The organism is Acinetobacter sp. YH01025 (assembly GCF_013420185.1).
GTDB lineage: Bacteria > Pseudomonadota > Gammaproteobacteria > Pseudomonadales > Moraxellaceae > Acinetobacter > Acinetobacter indicus.
Genome location: NZ_VOYR01000010.1, coordinates 82789 through 104144 on the forward strand (window position 1 = coordinate 82789; position 21356 = coordinate 104144).

The 21356-nt window shown below is 47.2% G+C and carries 21 protein-coding genes; 8 read left to right on the forward strand and 13 right to left on the reverse strand.

Annotation, left to right across the window (positions count from 1 at the left end; translation table 11 throughout):
• Nucleotides 1-27 precede the first annotated feature (27 nt).
• Complete coding sequence (gene nfsB, locus FTT89_RS11090; RefSeq protein WP_005178567.1) at nt 28-681, forward strand: oxygen-insensitive NAD(P)H nitroreductase; 654 nt, start codon at nt 28-30, stop codon at nt 679-681.
• Nucleotides 682-778: 97 nt separating this feature from the next.
• On the forward strand, nt 779-1012 hold the full coding sequence (locus FTT89_RS11095; protein WP_005178570.1) for a hypothetical protein: 234 nt from the start codon (nt 779-781) through the stop codon (nt 1010-1012).
• Here FTT89_RS11095 and FTT89_RS11100 read toward each other — a convergent pair.
• The 4 genes from FTT89_RS11100 to FTT89_RS11115 form a co-directional block, all read right to left on the reverse strand.
• The gene (locus tag FTT89_RS11100) at nt 975-1829 is read right to left on the reverse strand and encodes a DMT family transporter (RefSeq protein WP_160243054.1); all 855 of its coding nucleotides are present in this window, start codon (nt 1827-1829) and stop codon (nt 975-977) included. The two genes, FTT89_RS11095 and FTT89_RS11100, sit on opposite strands and share 38 nt — an antisense overlap.
• Nucleotides 1830-1941: 112 nt before the next feature.
• Nucleotides 1942-2979 (reverse strand): class II fructose-bisphosphate aldolase, encoded by a 1038-nt coding sequence (fba, locus tag FTT89_RS11105; RefSeq protein WP_005178575.1) that lies wholly within the window; start codon nt 2977-2979, stop codon nt 1942-1944.
• A 137-nt stretch (nt 2980-3116) separates the two neighbouring features.
• Complete coding sequence (locus FTT89_RS11110; RefSeq protein ID WP_005178577.1) at nt 3117-3392, reverse strand: hypothetical protein; 276 nt, start codon at nt 3390-3392, stop codon at nt 3117-3119.
• A 132-nt stretch (nt 3393-3524) separates the two neighbouring features.
• Complete coding sequence (locus tag FTT89_RS11115) at nt 3525-4712, reverse strand: phosphoglycerate kinase (RefSeq protein WP_180061757.1); 1188 nt, start codon at nt 4710-4712, stop codon at nt 3525-3527.
• 143 nt (nt 4713-4855) lie between these two features.
• On the opposite strand from FTT89_RS11115, the gene FTT89_RS11120 reads away from it, so the two are divergent.
• The 3 genes from FTT89_RS11120 to FTT89_RS11130 all read left to right on the forward strand — a co-directional run bounded on the left by FTT89_RS11120 (nt 4856) and on the right by FTT89_RS11130 (nt 7180).
• Nucleotides 4856-5239 carry a DUF2237 family protein gene (locus FTT89_RS11120; protein ID WP_034597805.1) on the forward strand — a complete coding sequence of 128 codons (384 nt, stop codon included), beginning with the start codon at nt 4856-4858 and terminating at the stop codon, nt 5237-5239.
• Entirely contained in the window at nt 5239-5829 is a 591-nt protein-coding gene (locus FTT89_RS11125) for a nucleoside triphosphate pyrophosphatase (RefSeq protein WP_045795448.1), read from the forward strand. The genes FTT89_RS11120 and FTT89_RS11125 overlap by 1 nt, the downstream gene beginning before the upstream one ends.
• Nucleotides 5830-5998: 169 nt before the next feature.
• Nucleotides 5999-7180: a cupin domain-containing protein gene (locus FTT89_RS11130; RefSeq protein ID WP_075166836.1), complete on the forward strand. Its 1182-nt coding sequence runs from the start codon at nt 5999-6001 to the stop codon at nt 7178-7180.
• Nucleotides 7181-7184: 4 nt separating this feature from the next.
• On the opposite strand, the gene FTT89_RS11135 is transcribed toward FTT89_RS11130, so the two are convergent.
• Together FTT89_RS11135 and FTT89_RS11140 are read right to left on the reverse strand one after the other, a co-directional pair.
• Nucleotides 7185-9074 (reverse strand): ATP-binding protein, encoded by a 1890-nt coding sequence (locus FTT89_RS11135; protein WP_257227453.1) that lies wholly within the window; start codon nt 9072-9074, stop codon nt 7185-7187.
• A complete protein-coding gene (locus FTT89_RS11140; protein WP_016659055.1) occupies nt 9071-9757 on the reverse strand; it encodes a response regulator transcription factor in 687 nt (228 codons plus the stop codon). Before FTT89_RS11140 ends, FTT89_RS11135 begins: the two co-directional genes overlap by 4 nt.
• A gap of 262 nt (nt 9758-10019) precedes the next feature.
• Here FTT89_RS11140 and FTT89_RS11145 point away from each other — a divergent pair, with 262 nt between their 5' ends.
• Nucleotides 10020-11690: an FMN-binding glutamate synthase family protein gene (locus FTT89_RS11145; RefSeq protein ID WP_005178590.1), complete on the forward strand. Its 1671-nt coding sequence runs from the start codon at nt 10020-10022 to the stop codon at nt 11688-11690.
• 41 nt (nt 11691-11731) lie between these two features.
• On the opposite strand, the gene FTT89_RS11150 is transcribed toward FTT89_RS11145, so the two are convergent.
• Genes FTT89_RS11150 through FTT89_RS11165 form a run of 4 tightly spaced genes read right to left on the reverse strand, consistent with a single transcriptional unit; the run spans nt 11732 to nt 15477 of the window.
• On the reverse strand, nt 11732-12775 hold the full coding sequence (locus FTT89_RS11150) for an alpha/beta hydrolase (protein ID WP_168398689.1): 1044 nt from the start codon (nt 12773-12775) through the stop codon (nt 11732-11734).
• Nucleotides 12775-13902, reverse strand: coding sequence for a YdcF family protein (locus FTT89_RS11155; RefSeq protein ID WP_127798850.1), 1128 nt, complete (start codon nt 13900-13902; stop codon nt 12775-12777). Before FTT89_RS11155 ends, FTT89_RS11150 begins: the two co-directional genes overlap by 1 nt.
• Before the next feature lie 15 nt (nt 13903-13917).
• Nucleotides 13918-14955, reverse strand: coding sequence for a UDP-N-acetylmuramate dehydrogenase (gene murB / locus FTT89_RS11160; protein ID WP_180108517.1), 1038 nt, complete (start codon nt 14953-14955; stop codon nt 13918-13920).
• A 15-nt stretch (nt 14956-14970) separates the two neighbouring features.
• Complete coding sequence (locus FTT89_RS11165) at nt 14971-15477, reverse strand: low molecular weight protein-tyrosine-phosphatase (protein WP_005178601.1); 507 nt, start codon at nt 15475-15477, stop codon at nt 14971-14973.
• Nucleotides 15478-15595: 118 nt separating this feature from the next.
• Here FTT89_RS11165 and FTT89_RS11170 point away from each other — a divergent pair, with 118 nt between their 5' ends.
• Both FTT89_RS11170 and FTT89_RS11175 read left to right on the forward strand, forming a co-directional pair.
• On the forward strand, nt 15596-16756 hold the full coding sequence (locus FTT89_RS11170) for an iron-containing alcohol dehydrogenase (RefSeq protein WP_005178603.1): 1161 nt from the start codon (nt 15596-15598) through the stop codon (nt 16754-16756).
• Nucleotides 16757-16829: 73 nt separating this feature from the next.
• Nucleotides 16830-17267, forward strand: a complete 438-nt coding sequence (locus FTT89_RS11175; RefSeq protein WP_075166843.1) for a thioesterase family protein — start codon at nt 16830-16832, stop codon at nt 17265-17267.
• Nucleotides 17268-17291: 24 nt separating this feature from the next.
• Here the strand turns inward: FTT89_RS11175 and dnaX are convergent, their stop codons facing one another.
• The 3 genes from dnaX to FTT89_RS11190 form a co-directional block, all read right to left on the reverse strand.
• Nucleotides 17292-19406 carry a DNA polymerase III subunit gamma/tau gene (gene dnaX, locus FTT89_RS11180; protein WP_180108516.1) on the reverse strand — a complete coding sequence of 705 codons (2115 nt, stop codon included), beginning with the start codon at nt 19404-19406 and terminating at the stop codon, nt 17292-17294.
• Nucleotides 19407-19541: 135 nt separating this feature from the next.
• Complete coding sequence (locus FTT89_RS11185; RefSeq protein WP_180006350.1) at nt 19542-19985, reverse strand: copper resistance protein NlpE N-terminal domain-containing protein; 444 nt, start codon at nt 19983-19985, stop codon at nt 19542-19544.
• Nucleotides 19986-20056: 71 nt separating this feature from the next.
• Nucleotides 20057-21322: a serine hydrolase gene (locus tag FTT89_RS11190; RefSeq protein ID WP_168397878.1), complete on the reverse strand. Its 1266-nt coding sequence runs from the start codon at nt 21320-21322 to the stop codon at nt 20057-20059.
• Between the last annotated feature and the right edge of the window lie 34 nt (nt 21323-21356).

Below are 21356 nucleotides of genomic sequence, written 5' to 3' on the forward strand. Positions count from 1 at the left end.
ATTTATCCTTATTGCTGGAGTATCTTTATGGATTTGCTCGACGTCGTACGCAGCCGCTATACCACCAAAGCCTATGATCCTGCAAAAAAAATTCCTCAAGAGCAGTTTGAACGCTTTCTCGAAATTCTCCGTTTTACCCCCTCTTCTATTAATATCCAGCCCTGGCATTTTTTTATTGCCGAGCATGATGCAGCCAAGCAGCGCATTGCCAAAGCCCTGGTCGGGAAATATGCCTACAATGCGCCTAAAGTCTTAGATTCTTCTCACACCATTTTGTTCTGTACCAAAGCCGATATTAGCGATGAACATCTGGACAATTTGTTGCAGCAAGATGATGTCAGCGGCCGCTTTAAAGATGCCAGCGCCAAGCAGGGCCAGAAAGACAGCCGTAGCGGATATGTGGATTATTACCGCAATGAAAAAGGTGATATTCAGCGCTGGGCCGAAAACCAGACCTTTATTGCCTTGGGTCAGATGTTACTGGCTGCCGGTATTGAAGGTGTAGATGCCACCCCGATTGGCGGCTTTAATGAACAGATTCTGACGGAAGAACTAGAATTACAGGACAAGGGTTTAATTCCATCGGTGCTGCTGACCTTGGGCTATCGCAGTGAGCAGGACTTTAATGCTAAACTACCCAAGTCACGCCTGAATAAAGATGAAATTTTCACCAAATTGTAAGAACTACATTACATAATACAGGGACGAAAGTCCCTGATTTCGGCTTGATTTTTGCTTTCCCTTTCACAACACAATAATAATAGACCGGAGAAGAAAGATGTCTATCCTTGCCCAGCTCCCAATGAAGTTTGAATGTCGTCAATGCAATAAACTGTATTTGCATCAATATCAGCAGGAAAAACGCCATTATCCTCATTGTCCGAGCTGCCAGAAAGCCGGTCTGTTACTGGGCATTGCCGAACTTCAGGACCTGATCAAACATCCGCTGATTTTTGCTGCCAGCTTCATCAAATTCAAGCCGTCATCGCATAAGCTAAACACATCACACTGATGATACCCAGACCCAGCCCGATGGCGGTGCTGGGTTTTAATTTTTCTTTAAAGAACAGCAAACCGCTGATTACCCCTAAAATCACCACCAGAATATTCATGCCGGCAAATACAACCGCCGGTGAATCTTTTAAAGCCATATGTGCTTTGACATAAAACGCGATATTGGCAAAATTCAGCATCCCCAAAATTAAGCCTGCCGCTATATTTTTGCCACTGCCCCAGCTTTTGTGCTGAATCAGAATATACCCCAACGATAAAATAAAAGCGCAGATGAACATCAGGTTCAGTACCAGCGCAAACTGCAGGCCTAAACCGGTGGTGTATTTCAGCAACACATCAATCAGCGCATAACCGACCCAGACCAAAGCCAAATACAGCATACCCGCCTGGGCGGACGATGCACCGCCACGATGCGAATATAAAATACACAGTACCGCTGCAATCCCCAACGCAATCCCGACAATTTTCAGGCTATTAAACTGTTCCTGGAAAATAAAATAGGCCGCAGTTAAAGACAGCACCACCGACAGCCGCTGGGCAATTTCGGTTTTTAAAATTCCGGCAGTTTGTAATGCTTTGGCTAAAAACAGGAATACGCTTGGCAATAATACCCCTAAAGCCAGAATCAGCAGCCACGGCGTGTCGGTGAGGGACAGCTGTTGTACATTAGGCTGAAACCACCAAAAACACAGCACACTGGCCGAGGCATAATTCCAGCTGATCATCTGCAAAGGTGAATAGCCGCGGTTCTTTGCGACTTTCAAGAGAATCGACACCACCACACTACAAATGGCCGCTGCTAAAATCAGTTCCATGATCTACTCTTATTTATATGCATTATGTGATCTGCTCTGCTGCACTATAGCGGTTCAGATACAGAAAAGCCCACGCAATGTGGGCTTTTTTTTATAAATACTTCACCAGGAATTATTTATAACGATCTACCATTTTCTCTAAAGAAATTGGACGGATCTTGTCGGCATTGCCCGCAGTACCAAACGCTTCGTAACGTGCAACACAAATATCTTTCATTGCATCGACCGTTTTAGCGAAGAATTTACGTGGGTCAAACTCGCTTGGTTTTTCAGCCATGAAGCGACGCATTGCACCGGTAGAGGCCAGACGCAAGTCGGTGTCGATGTTAATTTTACGCACACCGTGCTTGATCGCTTCAACCAGCTGCTCAACAGGTACACCATAAGTTTCCTTGATGTCACCGCCGTACTGGTTAATGACTGCCAGCCATTCTTGTGGCACAGAACTTGAACCGTGCATCACCAGATGCGTATTTGGCAGTGCCGCATGAATTTCTTTAATACGGTCAATCGCCAGAATATCGCCTGTAGGTGGACGGGTGAATTTGTACGCACCGTGTGAAGTACCCACTGCAATTGCCAGTGCGTCTACATTGGTGTCTGCTACGAAAGAACGTGCTTCTTCAACTGAAGTCAGCAATTGAGAGTGATCCAGTACACCTTCTGCACCGACACCATCTTCTTCGCCGGCCATACCTGTTTCAAGGCTGCCTAGACAACCGATTTCACCTTCAACAGAAACGCCACATGCGTGCGCCATTTGTACCACACGACGGGTCACATCTACGTTGTATTCATATGAGGTCGGAGTTTTACCATCTTCACCCAGTGAACCATCCATCATGACTGATGAGAAGCCAAGCTGGATAGAACGTTGACATACGTCAGGACTGGTACCGTGATCTTGGTGCATCACCACCGGAATGTGTGGCCATTCTTCAATTGCAGCCAAAATAAGATGACGTAAGAATGGTGCGCCTGCGTACTTACGGGCACCTGCAGATGCCTGTACGATTACAGGTGAATTCGTCGCATCTGCGGCCAACATGATTGCGCGCATTTGTTCTAAGTTGTTTACGTTAAACGCTGGTACGCCGTATCCGTGTTCACCGGCGTGATCCAATAGCTGGCGCATTGAAATAAGAGCCATAATATCCTCCCAGGTAATGCTGCATATTCTACATGGGGATTTGTTTCAATTCAGCAACAAAACGTCGTATTTAAAAAAAATCCCTGCCAATGCAGGGACTTTTATACAAATTACTACAATTTGTGGAGCTTTTAGGATTATTGCGCTTCAGATGCTGGCGCTGCTGCGCTGTCTGGGGTTGCGGCATCTGCTGGTGCATTGGCCACTTCTTCAGGCACATCGGTATTGTTTTCATCAAGTACTGGCTGATCAATTGCATCAATCGCCGCTTGCTGTTCTGCAGAAATTTGCTCTGACGCTACAGCTGCTGATGCATCTGCAGTGGTCGCTGTTGCATTGTCGTCTTTTTTAGCACATGCAGTGAAAGCTAAAGATGCAGCAAGTAACGCGGCAAGAGTTAATTTTTGGTTCATCAGAATATCCTACAACCCGGTGATTTTTGATCATAATATTTCAGAAACATGACAGTTTTATGACTAAAAAATGAAGTGCATAAAAAAGGCTGACCGAGGTCAACCTTTTGTCATCTTGCAAGCGTGTGCGAATTAAGCACGTTCTAGCAATACGGCAACTGCTGGTAAGGTCTTACCTTCTACAAACTCAAGGAAAGCACCGCCACCTGTAGAGATATAACCAATTTTGTCTGTAACTTCATATTTGTCGATGGCAGCCAAGGTGTCACCACCACCTGCAATTGAGAAGCCTTCTGATTCAGCAATCGCTAAAGACAGGGCTTTAGTCCCTTCACCGAACTGATCCACTTCGAATACGCCAACTGGGCCATTCCAGAGAATGGTTTTAGAAGTTTTCAAGATCTCAGCAAATACTTTTGCTGTTTCTGGACCGACATCCAGAATCATGTCGTTGTCTGCCACATCTTCTACTTTTTTCACGGTTGCTTTGGCAGCTGCCAGTGAACCCAAGAAGTCATCAAAGTTGATTTCAGACGCATCAGCAACTACCACATCCGTTGGAAGTGGTACAGATACTTTGGCAGCAATGGCTTTGGCTGTGTCGATCAAATCATTTTCACACAGTGATTTACCCACGTTGTAACCCGCAGCAGCCAGGAAAGTATTGGCAATACCACCACCCACAATCAACTGGTCGCAAATGTCAGACAGTGATGTCAATACATCCAGCTTGGTGGATACTTTAGAGCCGGCAACAATGGCCACCATTGGTTTTTCTGGTGTTTGCAGTGCACGGCCAAGTGCATCCAGTTCAGCAGCCAGTAAAGGACCTGCTGCTGCCACTTTAGCAAGACGCGCCACACCTTCGGTTGATGCTTCTGCACGGTGCGCAGTACCAAAGGCATCCATTACGAATACATCACACAGCGCTGCATATTTTGCTGCCAGCTCAGGATTGTTTTTCTTTTCACCCACGTTAAAGCGGCAGTTTTCAAGTAGCACCACTTGACCTGCTTCTACCTCTACACCATCCAGGTAGTCAGTCAATAATTTGACTTCCTGGCCCAGTGCTTCGGTCAGGTAAGCTGCGACAGGCGCAAGTGATTGTTCAGCTTTAGGTTCACCTTCAACAGGACGACCCAGGTGAGAATACACCATTACGGCTGCGCCTTTTTCCAAAGCCGCTTTAATTGTCGGTAAGGCAGCACGTAAACGCGCATCGCTGGTAATCACACCATTTTTCACCGGCACGTTTAAGTCTTCGCGGATCAGAACACGCTTTTGTGCCAGGTCGAGGTCAGTCATACGCTGAAAATTCATGTATAGCTCACTTTTTAGATATTAAAATCGCCAAGATTCTAAATGATTATGCAGAAAAAGGTTAGCTTCTTTTGCAGAAAAGCTAACGATTGCCAAAGTTTTGTTATGATAGGAAAAAAACAGACCTGATAATTTTTATGCCTATGTCTATACATCCAGATCCAACCCTGAACCGTTTAAATGTTTTAGGCGAGCCTTTGGCCAGCTGCTGTTTTGACCCGATTACCGGCTATTTTCGTAATGGCTTTTGCCATACGGCGCCCACGGATCTGGGCCAGCACACTGTTTGTGCACAAATGACCTCGGAATTTCTGAACTTTTCCCAGAAAATTGGCAATGACCTGATCACACCGTTGCCTGAAGTCGAATTTCCGGGCTTAAAACCGGGTGATTTCTGGTGTATTTGTGTGACCCGCTGGGTTGAAGCCTATCAGGCCGGTAAAGCACCACCCGTAAAAATTCAGGCCTGCCATCAGGCGGTACTGTCTTACGTTCCCTTAGATATTTTGATGGAATATGCTGTCTAATGAAGCGTCCGATTATTCTGGCGTCCAGCAGCCAGACCCGTAAAGAACTGATGGACCGTTTAAAGCTCGACTATCAGTGTATGACACCCGACATTGATGAATCACCGCAAGGTGAAAGCCATGCCGATGATCTGGCCAAACGGCTGGCTTTTGAAAAAGCCCAGAGTATTGCCGAGCAATATCCTGAAGCCATTGTGATTGGCTCCGATCAGGTGGCGTGGCGTGAAGGTGCGCCCGATATTTTTATTGGCAAGCCCTTAAGCCCGGAAAAAGCCATTCGCCAGCTGCAGGCCAACTCGGACAAAATTGTCTACTTTAGTACCGCATTAAGCGTACAGCAAAAATCCAGCGGCTTTGAACAGACCCTGGTTGAACACTATAAGGTCAAATTCCGTAAACTGAGCCTGGATGAAATCGAGCGCTATGTGGCACTGGAACAGCCGCTGCATTGTGCCGGCAGTTTTAAATGCGAAAGTCTGGGGATTAGCCTATTTGAACAGATGATTGGCCAGGACCAGACCACCTTGATGGGTATGCCAATGATTCAGCTGTGCCAGATTCTCCGCCAGCTTAATCTGCAGATTCCCTAAACACGGTAATGCAATACCCAAAATGATCAGGTGCCTGTCCTGATCATTTTTTTCGCCACCTTTTCCCTTCTGCCACTTTTCTAAATTTCCTTAAGATGAAGTTCATCACTTGCACCACCGCACAACTCAAGGGACAATAACAGCTAAATTTATGTTGTAGTTATTTGACATGTCTCAACCTTTAGACGTTTTAGGCGGAATCACCGCTGAACAATTCCTTGCCGAATATTGGCAAAAAAAACCGCTGCTGGTGCGTAATGCCCTGCCTGAAATCGCCAATATTCTTGAGCCGAGTGATGTCATGGAGCTGGCACTGGACGAAAATATCAGCGCCCGCTTAATTAAACAGAAAGATCGTGATCCGAACCAGTGGTCTGTAAAATCTTCACCGCTATTAAAAGCCGATTTCCAGAAAATGCCAAAGCTGTGGACGCTGCTGGTCCAAGCGGTAGATCACTACTCTTTTGATCTGGCGGAACTGTGGAAAAAATTCCCGTTTATTCCGCAGTGGCGCCGTGATGACATTATGGTGTCATATGCGCCAAAAGGCGGTTCGGTCGGCAAACACTTCGACTTCTATGATGTATTTCTGGTGCAAGGCTATGGTCATCGCCGCTGGCAACTGGGCCAGATGTGTGATGCCGAAACCGAATTTGTTCCAGGTCAGCCGCTGAAATTACTGCCAGAGATGGATGTCAATTTTGATGAAGTGCTGGCACCGGGTGACCTGCTTTACGTGCCACCAGGTTTATCGCACTATGGCGTGGCCGAAGATGACTGTCTGACCTTCTCTTTCGGTTTCCGTATGCCAAACATCAGCGACATGATGGATCGCGTCAGTGACAAGTTTTCTGACAACCAGTTGCTAAAAAATCCGTTGCAAGATCTGATCCGCGACCAGATCAGCCCGATTGGACAAATTACCCAGCCGGAACTGGAATATTTAAAAGCCGAATTGCTGGCACAACTGCACAACTCGACCGTGCTGGAAGATGCCATCATGAGCCTGATGTCAGAGCCAAAATATCCGGACAATATTCCAGAAGCAGAAGAAATTGGTACTGGCGATCTGGAAGATGCGCTAGATCAGGGCTATCAACTGATTTTAGAACCGGCTTCACGCCTGCTCTATACCGAAGAAGATGGCGAGTTGCTGTTCTGGGCCAATGGTGAAGGTTTATATATTTCGGATGAGTTTGCGCCTTTACTGAAGCAGATTGCTGATGGTGAACTCGTCGAGCTGAATGAAGACCTGTACCATGAAGACATTCTGGAAGATGTGGCCCAGTTACTCAATGATTCTGTGCTGATGCTGCTGCCTGCCGAAGATACAGAAGATGAGGCCGAATAAGGGCTTAATCCTGAGGTGATACCACTAAAATCGCCTTGATTAAAGTATAACCGGGTGTAGAGTTCACCTTTAACTCTGCACCTATCCGCGCCAGACGCAGCTTCATACTGCGTACGCCAATACTCATCCCATGATCGAGCACCCCATGGGTATCAAAACCAATCCCATCATCCTGAATACTTAAACATAAAGTCTGTTCATCGGGAAAATCTAGCGTCACCTGTACATGCTTGGCCTGACTGTGCTTCACCACATTGGTCAGACTTTCTTCCAGCACCCGCATCAGGTTCAGACATTGCAGCGGTGTCGGTTGCACCACCCATTCACTGGCAATATTCCAGGTGGCCCGCATCTCAACTTCATCCATGAGCTGGCTGAACCGATGTCGCACCGGCGCAATCCACAACACCGGCGTTTCCGGCACTTTGGCACCAATTGAGGAACCACTGTCAATAATTTGCCGCAAATCATCACGTAGCAATTTCAAGATCGACAGAAACTGGCGGTTACTCATGGGCTGCTCGCTCTGGTCGACCATAATCATCGAGCGTACCAGCGAAGCACCCAAGCCATCATGCAAATCATGCGAAAGATGAATCCGCTCCTGCAAACGCACATTTTCCAATTCCAGATAATGCTTTTCCGACATGCTCTGTTTTAAGTCTTCACGAACCTCAAACACGCGATATTCAAGTTGCTGGTTAAACTGCTCAATTTTCTGCATGCTTTTGGTGGTGCGAATCCCGAGAATTAAGGCAATAAACAGCGTCACCACCGGTGAGGTATACGGCGATAAGGGCTTTAAATCGGTATCAAACGGTGCAGCCAAAAGTGCAATATCTAAAGCGGCAAAGATAATAATCAGGCTTAAACAGATCACCAGCAGGATATTTTCCACCCGCGGCACGCGGAAGGTTAAACGCAGCAGATACAGGAAAACCCCGAAAAATAACAGGCTATAGCCTAAAAATACCAGCCCGAAAACGGTTTGTGCATAATCGAGTGGCGTTACGAAAATGCCCATAATCACCGCCACCGAACAGATAAAAGCGGTTTCTTCCAGTATCGGAAATTTTTTATCAACAAAACGTAGCAAATAGACAATGAACGACAGAATATACAGCACAAAAAAGGCGATATTGGCCTGTGCCGCTATCAGCGTATTCGGGAAGGGATAGGTTTCTGTACTAATAATATTGGAGACGAATAACAGCCACAGCAAACAGCTTAAGGCAAACCAGCCATAACTGACTTCTTTACGCCGAAACAGCCAGATTACCAGACACAACACACCCAAGGTCGCCGATAAAATTGCATTAATCACAAATAAGGTACGACGATCCCAGATCTGTTGCTGATATTCCGTATAACTGTTATAGACATTATGGAAGGAAACATCACCAAGACCGGCAGATTGAAAGGCATAGCCCCGCACATAAACTAAAATTTCATTCTGGTCGGGACGCAGGCCGCTAATCGGTAAAATCCAGTAGCGTGGCATATTCCAGCTTTTGGAGAGTGGTTCTTCCAGATGCCGGTTTGACCAGATTAAATCGCGGTTTAAAAACACCGCACCCGCACTGTTTAAATAATTAATAGAAAATACAATCGACTGATCCAGCACGGCCGGTTCCTGACAGGACCAGTTCCAGACAATTTTGTACCACACCCCACCGTTATAATCCGGCCAGCGTTCACTCCAGCGATCAGGCAACGTCACAGGTTGCCATCCTGTATGTGGATGGCTATGAATATCCGGTGTCTGTACGGTGCTGACCGACTGAATATTAACCTGACAATACGGGTCTATGGCATAGCTTTGCTCTGCATACGCACTCGATAGACAAAGATAAAGACAACAGCCGCACCAAAACTGGAGCAATCTGTAGATCATAAAATGCCTAATGAGCGCGCTGTACTGACTGCCTTGGTACGTTTACTCACCGAGAGCTTGCGATAAATATGCTTGATATGACTTTCCACGGTATACCGCGACACAAACAGCTGCTCGGCAATTTCCCGATTACTCAGGCCCTGCGCGACCAGATTTAGAATTTCATGTTCACGGTTGGTCAGCTGTTCAATATCTTCATCGGGCTGTTTAAACGGCTTGGCAATTTCCTGCGGCTTCTGTACTGAAATCTGTGACAGTATTTCCCGGGCAATAAAGGGATCAATCGGTGCGCCGCCTCTTAAAATACTGCGGATGGCCATGATCACTTCAGTATCATCGCGTTCTTTTAATACATAACCGGTGGCGCCCGCCTGAATAGCCGAAAACAGACTGTTTTGTGTACTCCAGGCCGAAATCACCAGAATCAGTACACTGCTGTCTTTGGCCCGAAGCTGTTCAATCAGTTCAATCCCATTGCCATCTGGCAACCCCAAATCGACCAGCGCCAAAGACACCGGTTGTTCTTCAATTTTCTGTAATGCTGCTTTTAAATGGCTAACAAAAATCAGCATGTCATTGCTGTAGCCCATTTCAAGGAGGATATGTCTGAGGCGTGACTGAATCATGGGTTCATCTTCCACAATCAGCACAGGGGCCGGTAATATTGATTCTGTAATGTCCACTGTCTTCCCCGATCTTTTAACTTTCAATATAGCGATATTATTAAACGGTTCTCTATCCCTAGAATTAAGGAATTTCAGAGTGTTAGCACTGTTATTTTTATGATTTCAGCATAGCAGCTATTTTTTAATTTTTATAGATTTTATTGCTCACTTTTAAGCTGTGCTAAAGCCCTTGCCAAATTTCACAAATCATTACTTGTATGCCCTATTCAGAATCTGCACAGTAATACAAGATTGAATTCGCAATGGAAAAATCATAACAATGCCAAGTCCAGCCCAAGCCATTCGCCATAAACTTTTAAATACTTTTTTCTCCCGTCACTCGGTCTGGTTTGCCTGTATTTTAATTGCGCTGGGCATTACATGGCTTAGGCTATTTTATGAGCCACATTATATTTATTATTTTCTGTCCGATGGCGTAATTAACTCGCTCTGGCTGATCACCACGCTGCTGAGTCTGGTCGGTCTGTATGATGTCATTCAGACCAAGCATTCCATTCTGAAAAACTACCCGATTATGGGTCATTTCCGGTTTATTTTTGAAGATTTCCGCCCCGAAATTCGCCAGTATTTTATTGAAGCCGATCAGGATGCCCAGCCTTTTTCCCGCATGCAGCGCAGTTTGGTCTATCAACGTGCCAAAAATGAAAATGCCGATAAACCCTTTGGCTCGATTTTGGATGTGTACGAAGCCGACTACCGTTTTATTGTGCATTCCTTGCGCCCCTGTCCACCGGCTGATCCAAAAACCTTCCGGATTCATATTGGCAATGAACAATGCAGCCAGCCTTATAGCGCGTCGATTTTAAATATTTCTGCCATGAGTTTTGGCAGCCTGAGTGCCAATGCCATCCGTGCCTTAAATAAAGGTGCCAAACTCGGTGGCTTTTATCATGACACCGGTGAAGGCAGCCTTAGCCCGTATCATCTGGAATATGGCGGCGATATTGTCTGGCAAATTGCCAGTGGCTACTTTGGTTGCCGCACCGCAGAAGGTTTATTTGATCCGGAAAAGTTTGCCCGTCAGGCCGGTAATCCGAATATCAAGATGATTGAACTCAAACTCTCTCAAGGTGCCAAGCCGGGCCATGGCGGTATTTTGCCGAAACATAAAATTTCAGAAGAAATCTCGCAGATTCGTGGTGTGCCACGTGACCGCGATTGTGTATCGCCCTCGCGCCATCCAAGCTTTAGCACCCCAATTGAAATGCTGCAGTTTTTACAGCAGTTACGCGATTTATCGGGCGGTAAACCGGTGGGTTTTAAACTATGTATTGGTCAGCCCTGGCAATTTATGAGTATCGTCAAAGCCATGCTGGTGACCAAAATTGTGCCTGACTTTATTGTGGTGGATGGCTCAGAAGGCGGTACCGGTGCCTCCCCGATTGAGTTTAGTGACTATATTGGTACGCCGCTGCGTGAAGGCTTACTATTTGTGCATAACACCCTGGTCGGTGCCGGCCTGCGCAGCAAAATCAAGCTCGGGGCCAGTGGTAAAATTATCAGTGCCTTTGATATTGCCAGTACCTTTGCCTTAGGCGCAGACTGGGTCAATTCAGCCCGTGGTTTTATGTTTGCCGTTGGCTGTATTCAGGCGCAAAGCTGTCATACCAACCAATGTCCGGTCGGTGTCGCCACCCAAGATAAAGACCGTCAAAAAGCGCTGCATGTGCCATCCAAAGCAGAACGGGTCTATAACTTCCATAAAAATACCATGCATGCCCTGTCGGAAATGATTGCGGCAGCCGGTTTAAAACACCCGGCCGATATTCGTGCCCATCATCTGGCGCAGCGAATTAACGACCGGGAAATTAAAAACTATGCCCAGCTGCATTTCTGGCTCAAAGAAGGCGAATTACTGAGCTGTGAAAATAAAGATGAAGAAAACTTTTATTTTCGCATGTGGAATTTGGCCAAAGCGGAAGAATTTTAAAAAAGAGGCACCCGCCTCTTTTTTATGAAATGGAGGAAAGCTTAATAATAAGTCTTGGAATTCGAAGCATGCAAAAAGGCTGGAATCAAACCGGTTAAGGCCGCACGAATATCCGGGCGCTCATTAATCAGTTGATGTGACCCTTCTTCCAGCATCAGCAAGGTTTGCAGGCGGAATTTACGCCGGATAAACTCGATGTTATAACGCCAGTCCACAGTCTGATCCTGCGCGCCTTGGGCCAGCCACACCGGAATTCGACACGCTGGCCGCTGTTCCATTTCCAGCATCCATTTGGACATGGCCAGAATCCAGTCCATGCCCATCATCCGTGGTTGTAACGGATCTTTTAAGCGCACAAAACGTAAAAATTCCGGGTTATGGTTATTGCGTCTAAAATGGCGCGGCACTTCGCGTTTAATCCGGCGGATAATTCCGAGGCCCACCGAATTATGCCACCAGGCACTTTTGGCCGGACGGATGAGAGGTGATAATAACAACACCCGCTCGACAAACGGATTTTCCCGGCGCTCAGCAAATTCCAGTAAATGATGCATCCAGATCGCACCACCAGTACTTTGCCCTACCCCTAGCCAAGGCTTAGGCAATTGATCGGCATTGCGCACATATTGGTAAATGGCATGTAATACCTGCTGGTAATGATCAAAATTCTGGATACTGGCCGGTGAGCCATTACTTAAACCATGGCCGGGCAAATCATAAGTCAAGACACTAAAGCCCTGCTCCAGAATTTCTTTGACAATTGGCTGGTAAATACCGCTGTGCTCCAGATAGCCATGCAGTAAAAATACCGTGCCTTTGCTTTTTTCCAGTTTACCCACTTCAAGTTTAGGCTGAAATACCTGCACATGCAGTTTAAACAGCGGCATTTGCACATAACCCTGCCAATGCTCGCACTCTAAGCTGTCAAAACCGTAAAGCTGGCGATAGGCCTGAATATCCACCGTGGGCGCATAAGGCCGGTTCAGGTTTAAAGGCTCCAGCACCTGCGGCGTGGTATCGCGGCTAGGAACCGGTAAATCCAGCTGTTTCAGCACACTCGGATTTAAAAACGGGATATTCGGCATTATGGCACCTCCCGGCAGTCGCTCGAACCAAACAGCATATCGCGGATGGTGGCCAGCATTTCATAATTGGCACGGCGGCTATGATCATAGTTCTGCTCACTAGGCTGCCATTGGGTCAACTCGGTTGGAATTGGCGCGACCACCGGCACGGTTTCAATGCCGTTTAAGGCAAACAAACGGCGTGTGCGCGGCATGTGATATTGATCGGTGATTAAAATCACCGTTGGTGCGCCGCCTTTTTTCTGTAGCAGCAAGGAACTAAAACGCGAGTTTTCACAGGTGTTCATACTGCGATCTTCCAGCAAGTTGGCTTCAACCCCGCGTTCCGCCAGCCATTTCTGCATATAAGGTGCTTCAACACCGCTCAGCACAATGGGTAATTTATACTGTTTTTCAATTTCTAAGGTTTTTTCTAAACGTAGTCGTGTGTAGTTATTCACAATAATATCTTTTTGATTTTCATGTAAGGTTAGACCGCCGCCCAAAACCACAATTGCATACGGCTGGGAAGTTATTTGCGGCTTCTGGCTATTTTGTTGTTGAATCAGTGCGATATCCTGAAAAATTTCTTCATCAACCGGTACGGTTTCAACCGCTGCCACTTCATGGGTTCTTAAAAATTTCAGATACTGTTCCATCAGGGCCTGATTTTCAGAGCTGTCTAACTCCAATAAATCCTGTAACTGCTGTGAAGGCTGTGCAAGTTGCGCCTCAGATGCGGAAACATCGGCCAGCAATGGAATTTGCGGTGTGCTGTCCTGCTCTTGTTCCTGCTGACTGCGCTGCTCATCCTGAATTAAAGCCTGCAAGGCTTTATAGCGTGCCTGAATGGTGGTGAGATTCTGTGAATTTTTGGCCTGAATCTCTTCTTCCATCACTTTTAAATAAGCTTGCCGGGCAATCCACAAATTCGAGCCAGGTTCCAGATTTTCCTGATCGGTCAGTGCACCCATCTGCTGGCTTTGTGCGGCCACTTCATTGACCTCCACCGGCACAATGGTATTCAGCACTTTAATCACAAATTTGGAATAAAACGGCGAATAGATAAAAACCACCAGACAGCCCATCAGCACAAATAGCACAGCCGCCATTTGTACGATACGCACCATCCAGTGAGTTCTATTCATAAATGCCTAACCTGATTAAAAGGTATTGTGGGGAATAATCAGCCCGGCGTCATTAAACAGCACCGGTTCTGGTTCCAAGTGTATCCCAAATTTTTGGTACACGTCCTGCTGTACTGCCTGATATGTTGCCTGAACATCGGCCAAGGTCGCATTGGCATAATTGACAAGCACCAGCGCCTGCTTGTGAAACATACCAACCATACCCAGCTGTTTCCCTTTCCAGCCGGCCTGATCAATAAGCCAGCCAGCCGCAACTTTGACCAGGCCTTCGGGTTGCGGATAATGCGGCATGTTCGGGAATTGAGTCGCCAGCTGTTCATAGACCGCGGCAGTCACCACCGGATTTTTAAAGAAACTGCCAACATTTGGAAATTGCTGTGGATCTGGCAGTTTACTTTGACGGATCTGGATCACCTGGCGTTGCAGGTTTTCCGCGGTTTGCTCATCACCCACAGCGGTTTTTAAATCGCCATAATTCAGTTTCAAGTCCGGCTGTTTCCGCAGCTTGAACGTGACATGGGTGATGATATAGCGGTTTGGATTTTCTTTGAAAATACTGTGACGGTAGGTAAAATGGCAGTCACTGGCCAGAATCGAATTAAACTGGCCGTTATAACGGTCATAAACCTGTACCGATTCAATAAATTCACCAACCTCAACCCCATAAGCGCCAATATTCTGTACCGGCGATGCACCGACCAGACCGGGAATTAAGGCCAGATTTTGCAGGCCAAATAACTGCTGCGTGGTGGTCCAGAGCACAAAATCATGCCAGACCTGACCCGCACCGACGCGAATGGTGCTGAAATTGTCATCTTCATTCAGGAATTCAATGCCCTGAATATCCATATGTAACACCAGCGCCTGAATCTGCTCTGGCAGCAGCATATTACTGCCGCCCGATAAAATCAGCACATTCAGCTGCTGTAACTTGGCATAGTTTAAGGCCGCAATTAAATCATCGGTAGAATGTACCTTAATATAATGAGACGCATTTGCAGCCAGATTTAAGGTATTAAAAGGCTTAAGCTGGACCTGATGTTGAATGTTCATATTCTTAAACCTGATTTAAGCCAATTCTGTTTTTAAAATATTGATCCAGGCCTGTGCGCTGGACTCACACTGATCCAGCACGCGTTCAAAGCCATCGGCTTCGCCATAATAAGGATCAGGCACTTCATGACGTGGATATTGTGGATCATGTTCGCTCATTAGCGCCACTTTTGCACGTAGCAGTTCTGCACCATATTCTTCGGCCGCATGACGCTTTAAATGCTGAATATTTTGCAGGTTTTCCTGATCCATCGCCAGAATCAGATCAAAATCCAGAAAATCGCGCGTAGTTAACTGACGGGCACGCAAGGCAGATAAATCATAGCCACGCTGCAAGGCATGTTGCTGGCTGCGCGCATCGGGCGCTTTGCCCGGATGATAATTACTGGTGCCGGCAGAATCGACCCAGATATTCAGTTGCTGTGCATCACAATAATGTCTGAACACCACTTCCGCGGTAGGTGAACGGCAGATATTGCCCAAACAGACACATAACACCTTGTATGGCGTTCTGGATGACATAACAACCTCAAAACTGCTTTCTTTTAAAGTGTCTTATGTTAAGTTATTTGCAGGATGAATCCTATATTGTCACTATAGATAAATGTTGATTTAAGTATAAAAATTAAGGATAAAGCGTATGAGCCCATTTCAATTCCAGACTGTGCCCAACATTATTGCCGGACTGGGCAGCATCCAACAGCTCAAAGCCCTCCTGACTGAACAGAACAATCAACGTGTGCTGCTGGTGACCGATCCGGGAATGGTGCAATTACAATTGCATGCACCTGTTTTGGAAACTCTCGAAGCTGCCGAATGTGATTACCGCATTTATGCCAGCGTACAGGCCGATCCACCGGAACATATTGTGCTGGAAGCCGCCGAATTCGCCCGGCAAAACCAGATAGATACAGTCATTGGTTTTGGGGGTGGCAGCTCGCTGGATGTGGCCAAAATTATTGCCCTGCTGGCCCATCCTGAACAAAAACAGCAACTGCATGACATGTATGGCGTCAATCAGGCGCAAAAACCGCGTTTGCCTCTTATTCTGATTCCAACCACGGCCGGCACCGGCTCGGAAGTCACGCCCATTTCCATTGTCACCACCGGCGAAACCACCAAAACCGGCATTGTATCTGCTGCCCTATATGCCGATGTCACCATTTTAGATGCCAACTTTACCCAAAACCTGCCGGCGCACATTACGGCCGCCACCGGTATTGATGCAATGGTACATGCCATTGAAGCCTATACCTCCAAACACAAAAAGAACTTTTATGCCGATATGCTGGCGATTCAGGCACTTAAACTGCTGAACCAGAATCTGCATCTGGTGCTAAAAGATGGTAACAACATGGAAGCCCGTCAGAATATGCTGGTCGGCTCGATGCTGGCCGGACAGGCCTTTGCCAATGCACCGGTGGCAGCAGTCCATGCACTGGCCTATCCGCTGGGTGGACATTTTCATTTGTCGCATGGGCACAGCAATGCGCTGGTCTTAACCGAAGTGCTGAAATTTAATGCACCAGCCGCCAAGCAGCAGTATGCCGAATTGATGACCTTGCTCGACCCATCCAGCAAAGGCTGTGTAGATGGCTTGTGTGATCTGTTTATTGACCACATGCAAAACTATCTGGACCGCAGTGGTCTGACCTTAAAACTGAATGCCCTGAATGTACCTGAAAACATGCTGGAACAGCTGGCCGAGGATGCCATGTTACAAACCCGCCTGCTGCAAAATAATCCACGCGACATGGAAAAACAGGATGCGCTGGCCATCTATCAGGCGATTTATCAATAAGGCTGAAGCTATTTAAAGTTGTGGTAAATCAAAAAATATAAATTTTCGATCTATTCAGGGATGACGTCTTTTTATGAAACCGGTAGCCAAAACCCGCGATCAATATACCTTCTTTTTACCGATTCAAACCCGCTGGTCAGACAACGACATGTATGGTCATGTCAATAATGTCATGTATTACAGCTACTTCGATACCGCCGCCAATGCACTGCTGATTGAGAAAGCCGGACTGAATATTCATCAGGCCGAGATTATGGGGCTGGTGGTAGACTCTGGCTGCAGCTTTTTAGCCGAGCTGAGTTATCCAGAAGTGATTGAGGTCGGTGTGGCGATTGCAGCGCTGGGCAACAGCTCGCTGAAATATGATCTGGCAATTTTCAAGCAGCATCAGCAGCAGGCTTCAGCTCAAGGACATATGGTGCATGTTTTTGTCGATGCGCAGCAACGTAAAAGCACCCCGATTCCAAGCGAAATGCGGAATGCCCTGTTGCCTTATCTGCGTTCTCAATAAACGGTTGAAATGGTCTGACGGTGGTTATTTCAACTGGATATTCTGCAATTCGCCATCAAAACTTTCGAGCAGCGATTTAACCTGCGGCTCCTGATGCAGCAGCTCACTGGCGCGTTGATAAGCACGTACTTTACGTTCCTGCTGCAAGCTATACGGTGTCACCTCTGTGACCTGTCCATACTGCACTTTCAGGAAGCTGTTCGGCCACTGCTGTTTCAGCGCTGCTTCTAAATGCTGTAACTGCGAATTTAACAATTGCTGATACTGCTCCGGAATATGGAAAACCGACTCAGCTTCAATCTGGCCGGTCATCAGGCCGTGTTGGGCCAGTTCCTGAACTGCCGGTGATAAATCACTATTACGGAACCAGTATTCCCATTTTTCCACACTCCATTCGCCCTCTAAGGACTGCACCGGCAGTTGCAGAATATCTTGCGGCATCAGGCGCTGATCAGCACGTGGAATAGCGGTATTGTCTACAGCAGCAACGACAGGCTGGTTGACGGATGACGTCGGTGCTGGCTGCGCAAATAAACTGTCTTGCGGGCTGGAATCCTGTGGATGTGTCAGCTCAGGCTGTTGTGCGACAGACGAAACCGGTGCTGCAAGTTCAGCAGGCTGTTGAATCGGCTGCGCAGGAGTGGTTTCTGGTAAAGGGGCAATTTCATCAAACAGGAAATCATCACTGCTGGCCTCATCCTGCGTTTCCGGCTGATCAGCACGATCATCTTCATCTAAATCAAACAGCACTTCATCTGCCGCCGGATCAAAAATCATCTGCGCAGATGCCGCTTCTGCCGGTGTAGTCACCGGATGGTCTGGTTCGGATGGAGATGCAACTTCAGCAACCTCTAACGCTTCATCCTGCAGAAAATCATCTGATGATGGTTCAGCAACGGGTGGGTTTATAGCAGCAGTTTCAGCTTCTAATTCATCCTCAGCTGAAACAACGGGATGCACCGGTTCAGGCTGCGCGGTAGCTGACTCGACTACCGGTGCTGCAGCAACTGCGTTGCTTTGTGCGCTGACCTGCGTCAAGGGCACTTCATTTGGCTGTAAGGGACGGAAAGCCAGCAGACGCAGCACGCACATCTCAAAGCCCTGCTCCTGGGTAACCGCCAGCTGTAAATCTGCGCGACCTTTGCTGGCAATCTGGTAATACAGCTGTAAATCCTGAGCCGAAATGCGCTGCGACAGCTGGGTAATTTTCTGGTTAATTTCGGCGCTATATTTCAGGCTTAAATCCGGCAGATATTGCAATAAGGCCAGCTCATGCAAAGTCGAAATCAGCTGATCCAGCACCAGTGATACATCCAGTGCCTGCTGACGAAACTGCATTAACAGTGCGCTCACGCGCGCAGTCTGGTTCTGATGAATCGCCAGAATCAGGTCATAAATAATGGTACGGTCAATCAGCCCCAGCATGTCTTTGACATCCTGATGATGAATTTCACCCTGACCATAGGCAATGGCCTGATCGGTTAAGGACAAGGCATCACGTAATGAACCTTGCGCCGATTCAGCAATTTGCCAGATTGCATCCTGCTCGGCCTGAATCTGCTCTTTGCTGAGAATTGAAGATAAGTGCTCGGTAATTTCATCTACTGCCAAAGGACGCAAGGTAAATTGCAGACAACGTGAAATGACCGTAATCGGGAGCTTTTGAGGATCGGTGGTGGCAAACAGGAATTTAACATGCTCTGGCGGTTCTTCCAGCGTTTTTAGCAAGGCATTGAAAGAGTGCGTCGAGAGCATATGCACTTCGTCAATCAGGTAGACTTTAAAGCGGCCTTGCGTTGGTGCATACGGCACATTATCAAGCAGTTCGCGGGTATCTTCCACTTTGGTACGTGATGCCGCATCAATCTCGATTAAATCAATAAAACGGCCTTCATTCACCGCCTTACAGGTCGGACAAACTTCACACGGCGTAGAGGTCACACCCGTTTCACAGTTCAGGCATTTGGCCAAAATACGCGCAATAGTGGTTTTCCCGACCCCACGAGTCCCGGTAAACAGATAGGCATGGTGTAAACGGCCACGCTCTAAGGCACTGGTCAGTGCACGAGAAACATGATTTTGTCCCACCAGCTCATTAAAATTACGTGGACGATATTTACGCGCAAGTACCTGATACATGTATGCTCCTTTTTACAGGTCTAAGCATACTGTTTTTTTAGTAAATAGTGAAATAAATGACGGGCGCATCCAAAGAAAAATCCCTTGTTCGCGCCAGCAAAAAAGGGATTAAAAATCAGTATATTTAGCCAGTATTTAAACAGACTTGGCCAGAATAAAATCACTTTGCATTTGATAGCGTTTGCCTGTTTGATCTACACGAATCTCGAGCAATTGTTTCTCAAGATCGACATATAACAAATTTTGGGTGTTGACTTGCAGCAGTTCAAGCTGCTGACGCGACGCATCTGCAAAGCGAATCCGCCCTTGAATCACTTCCGGCGCATTGTGCCCGCTCATACTTTCACGCACCAAGGTATAGGTTTCATCCTGATGAAGTTCTAAAGATACTGCCATTCCCGGACAATCATCACAGCGCGATAAACAGCCCATACAAGGCGTGGTGCCTTTGAACTCACCAACCCACGCAGGAATTGCGCTCTTAGATTCCACCACCGTCTGTGACTGGCTTGAGTTTTGATCCTGACATCCGAGTACAACTGAACTGGCCACCAGCGGAATCAAAATGACTTTTTTCATCTTTGCACAACATCAAATTGACTAGTGCCAGAACATAGCACAAGGCTGGACCAAAAATCATCTCAAACTGTTTAAAACCAGCCCTTTCGGCCTTTTAAAACACCATCGGCACAGCGTAAGGTTTCCTGGGTTAATCCCCACAAGCGATAATCGCCGGTGATGGAACCGGTCGGAAAATTATGGGTATAAGCAAAACTTAAATTCCGCTCTGGATCACACCAGGCCCCTGAACCATTAAAACCAATATGACCAAAGCCCGAAGATGCCGACTTGCCCAGGCTCAGAATGCGGTGATAGCCCAAACGCCAATGCATTGGCAGCGGCATCACCCGGTCACGGGCGGTATATTGCACCTGACTTAAGGCCTGAAACACCTGTGGTGAAATCAGTCGCTGCCCCTGCCATTGGCCACCCTGCGCTAGCATGGCATAGATTTTGGCCAGACTTTGCGCGGTAAATACCCCGGAGGCTGCCGGCACAATCGCCTGTAAACCGGCATCACTAAAGAATGAAAATTTCTTCATGCCTTTGGGAATCATGGCATCCTGAAAATCTTGCGGATGTTGCCCACTGAAGACCAGCAGCTTTTCTAAAGGCGATGCCGTACGTGCAGGTTTAGCAGCAGCCTGCTTTTTGGGAGGCTGGGCAGATTGGGCGGGCTGAGATGTGGCAAACGGTCGTGCTACCCGCGCCAACTGCTCTACCGGCACGCCAAAATAAGCTCCGTTTAATTCCAACGGTTCGCTTAAATGACGCTGCATCAGCACAGCCAGGCTTTCATTACAGGCTTTTTCCAAGACACCTCCGACCTGCCAGCCAAAGGTCAAGGGTTGATAGGCTGCCTCACTGTTCGGAAGAAAACGTGGTTTGGCCGCGGCAATGACCTCCAGCATATGCGACCAGTCGGCCATTTCCGAGGCATCGGCAATCAGGTTACGGATATCGTATAAACCACTGCGATGACACAGCATATTTCTTAAGGTCAGCTGCTGTTTGCCCTGCGACGCAAATTCTGGCCAATATTCAGCCACCGGCACATCATAATCCAGCCGCCCCTGACTCACCAGAATATGCGCCAGCGTGGCCAGCACGCCTTTTCCGGTGGAATAACAGACCGACAGACTATCCGGCTGCCAGGCTTCATTGGCAGATTTTTGACCGGTATAAATATCAACGACTTTATGACCCTGAAAATAAACCACCAGCGCAGCGCCGCCTTGCGTTGAGCGGGCATCCTGAAAACGGCTAAATAGATGGGCCAAATCTTTAAATGGTTCTTCCACTGAACCACGATAATTCTGAATATCTGCACGCAGATAATCTTTTACGCTGTTCATGCATCCTTTCCAGCAATATGGTGAACAATGAAAA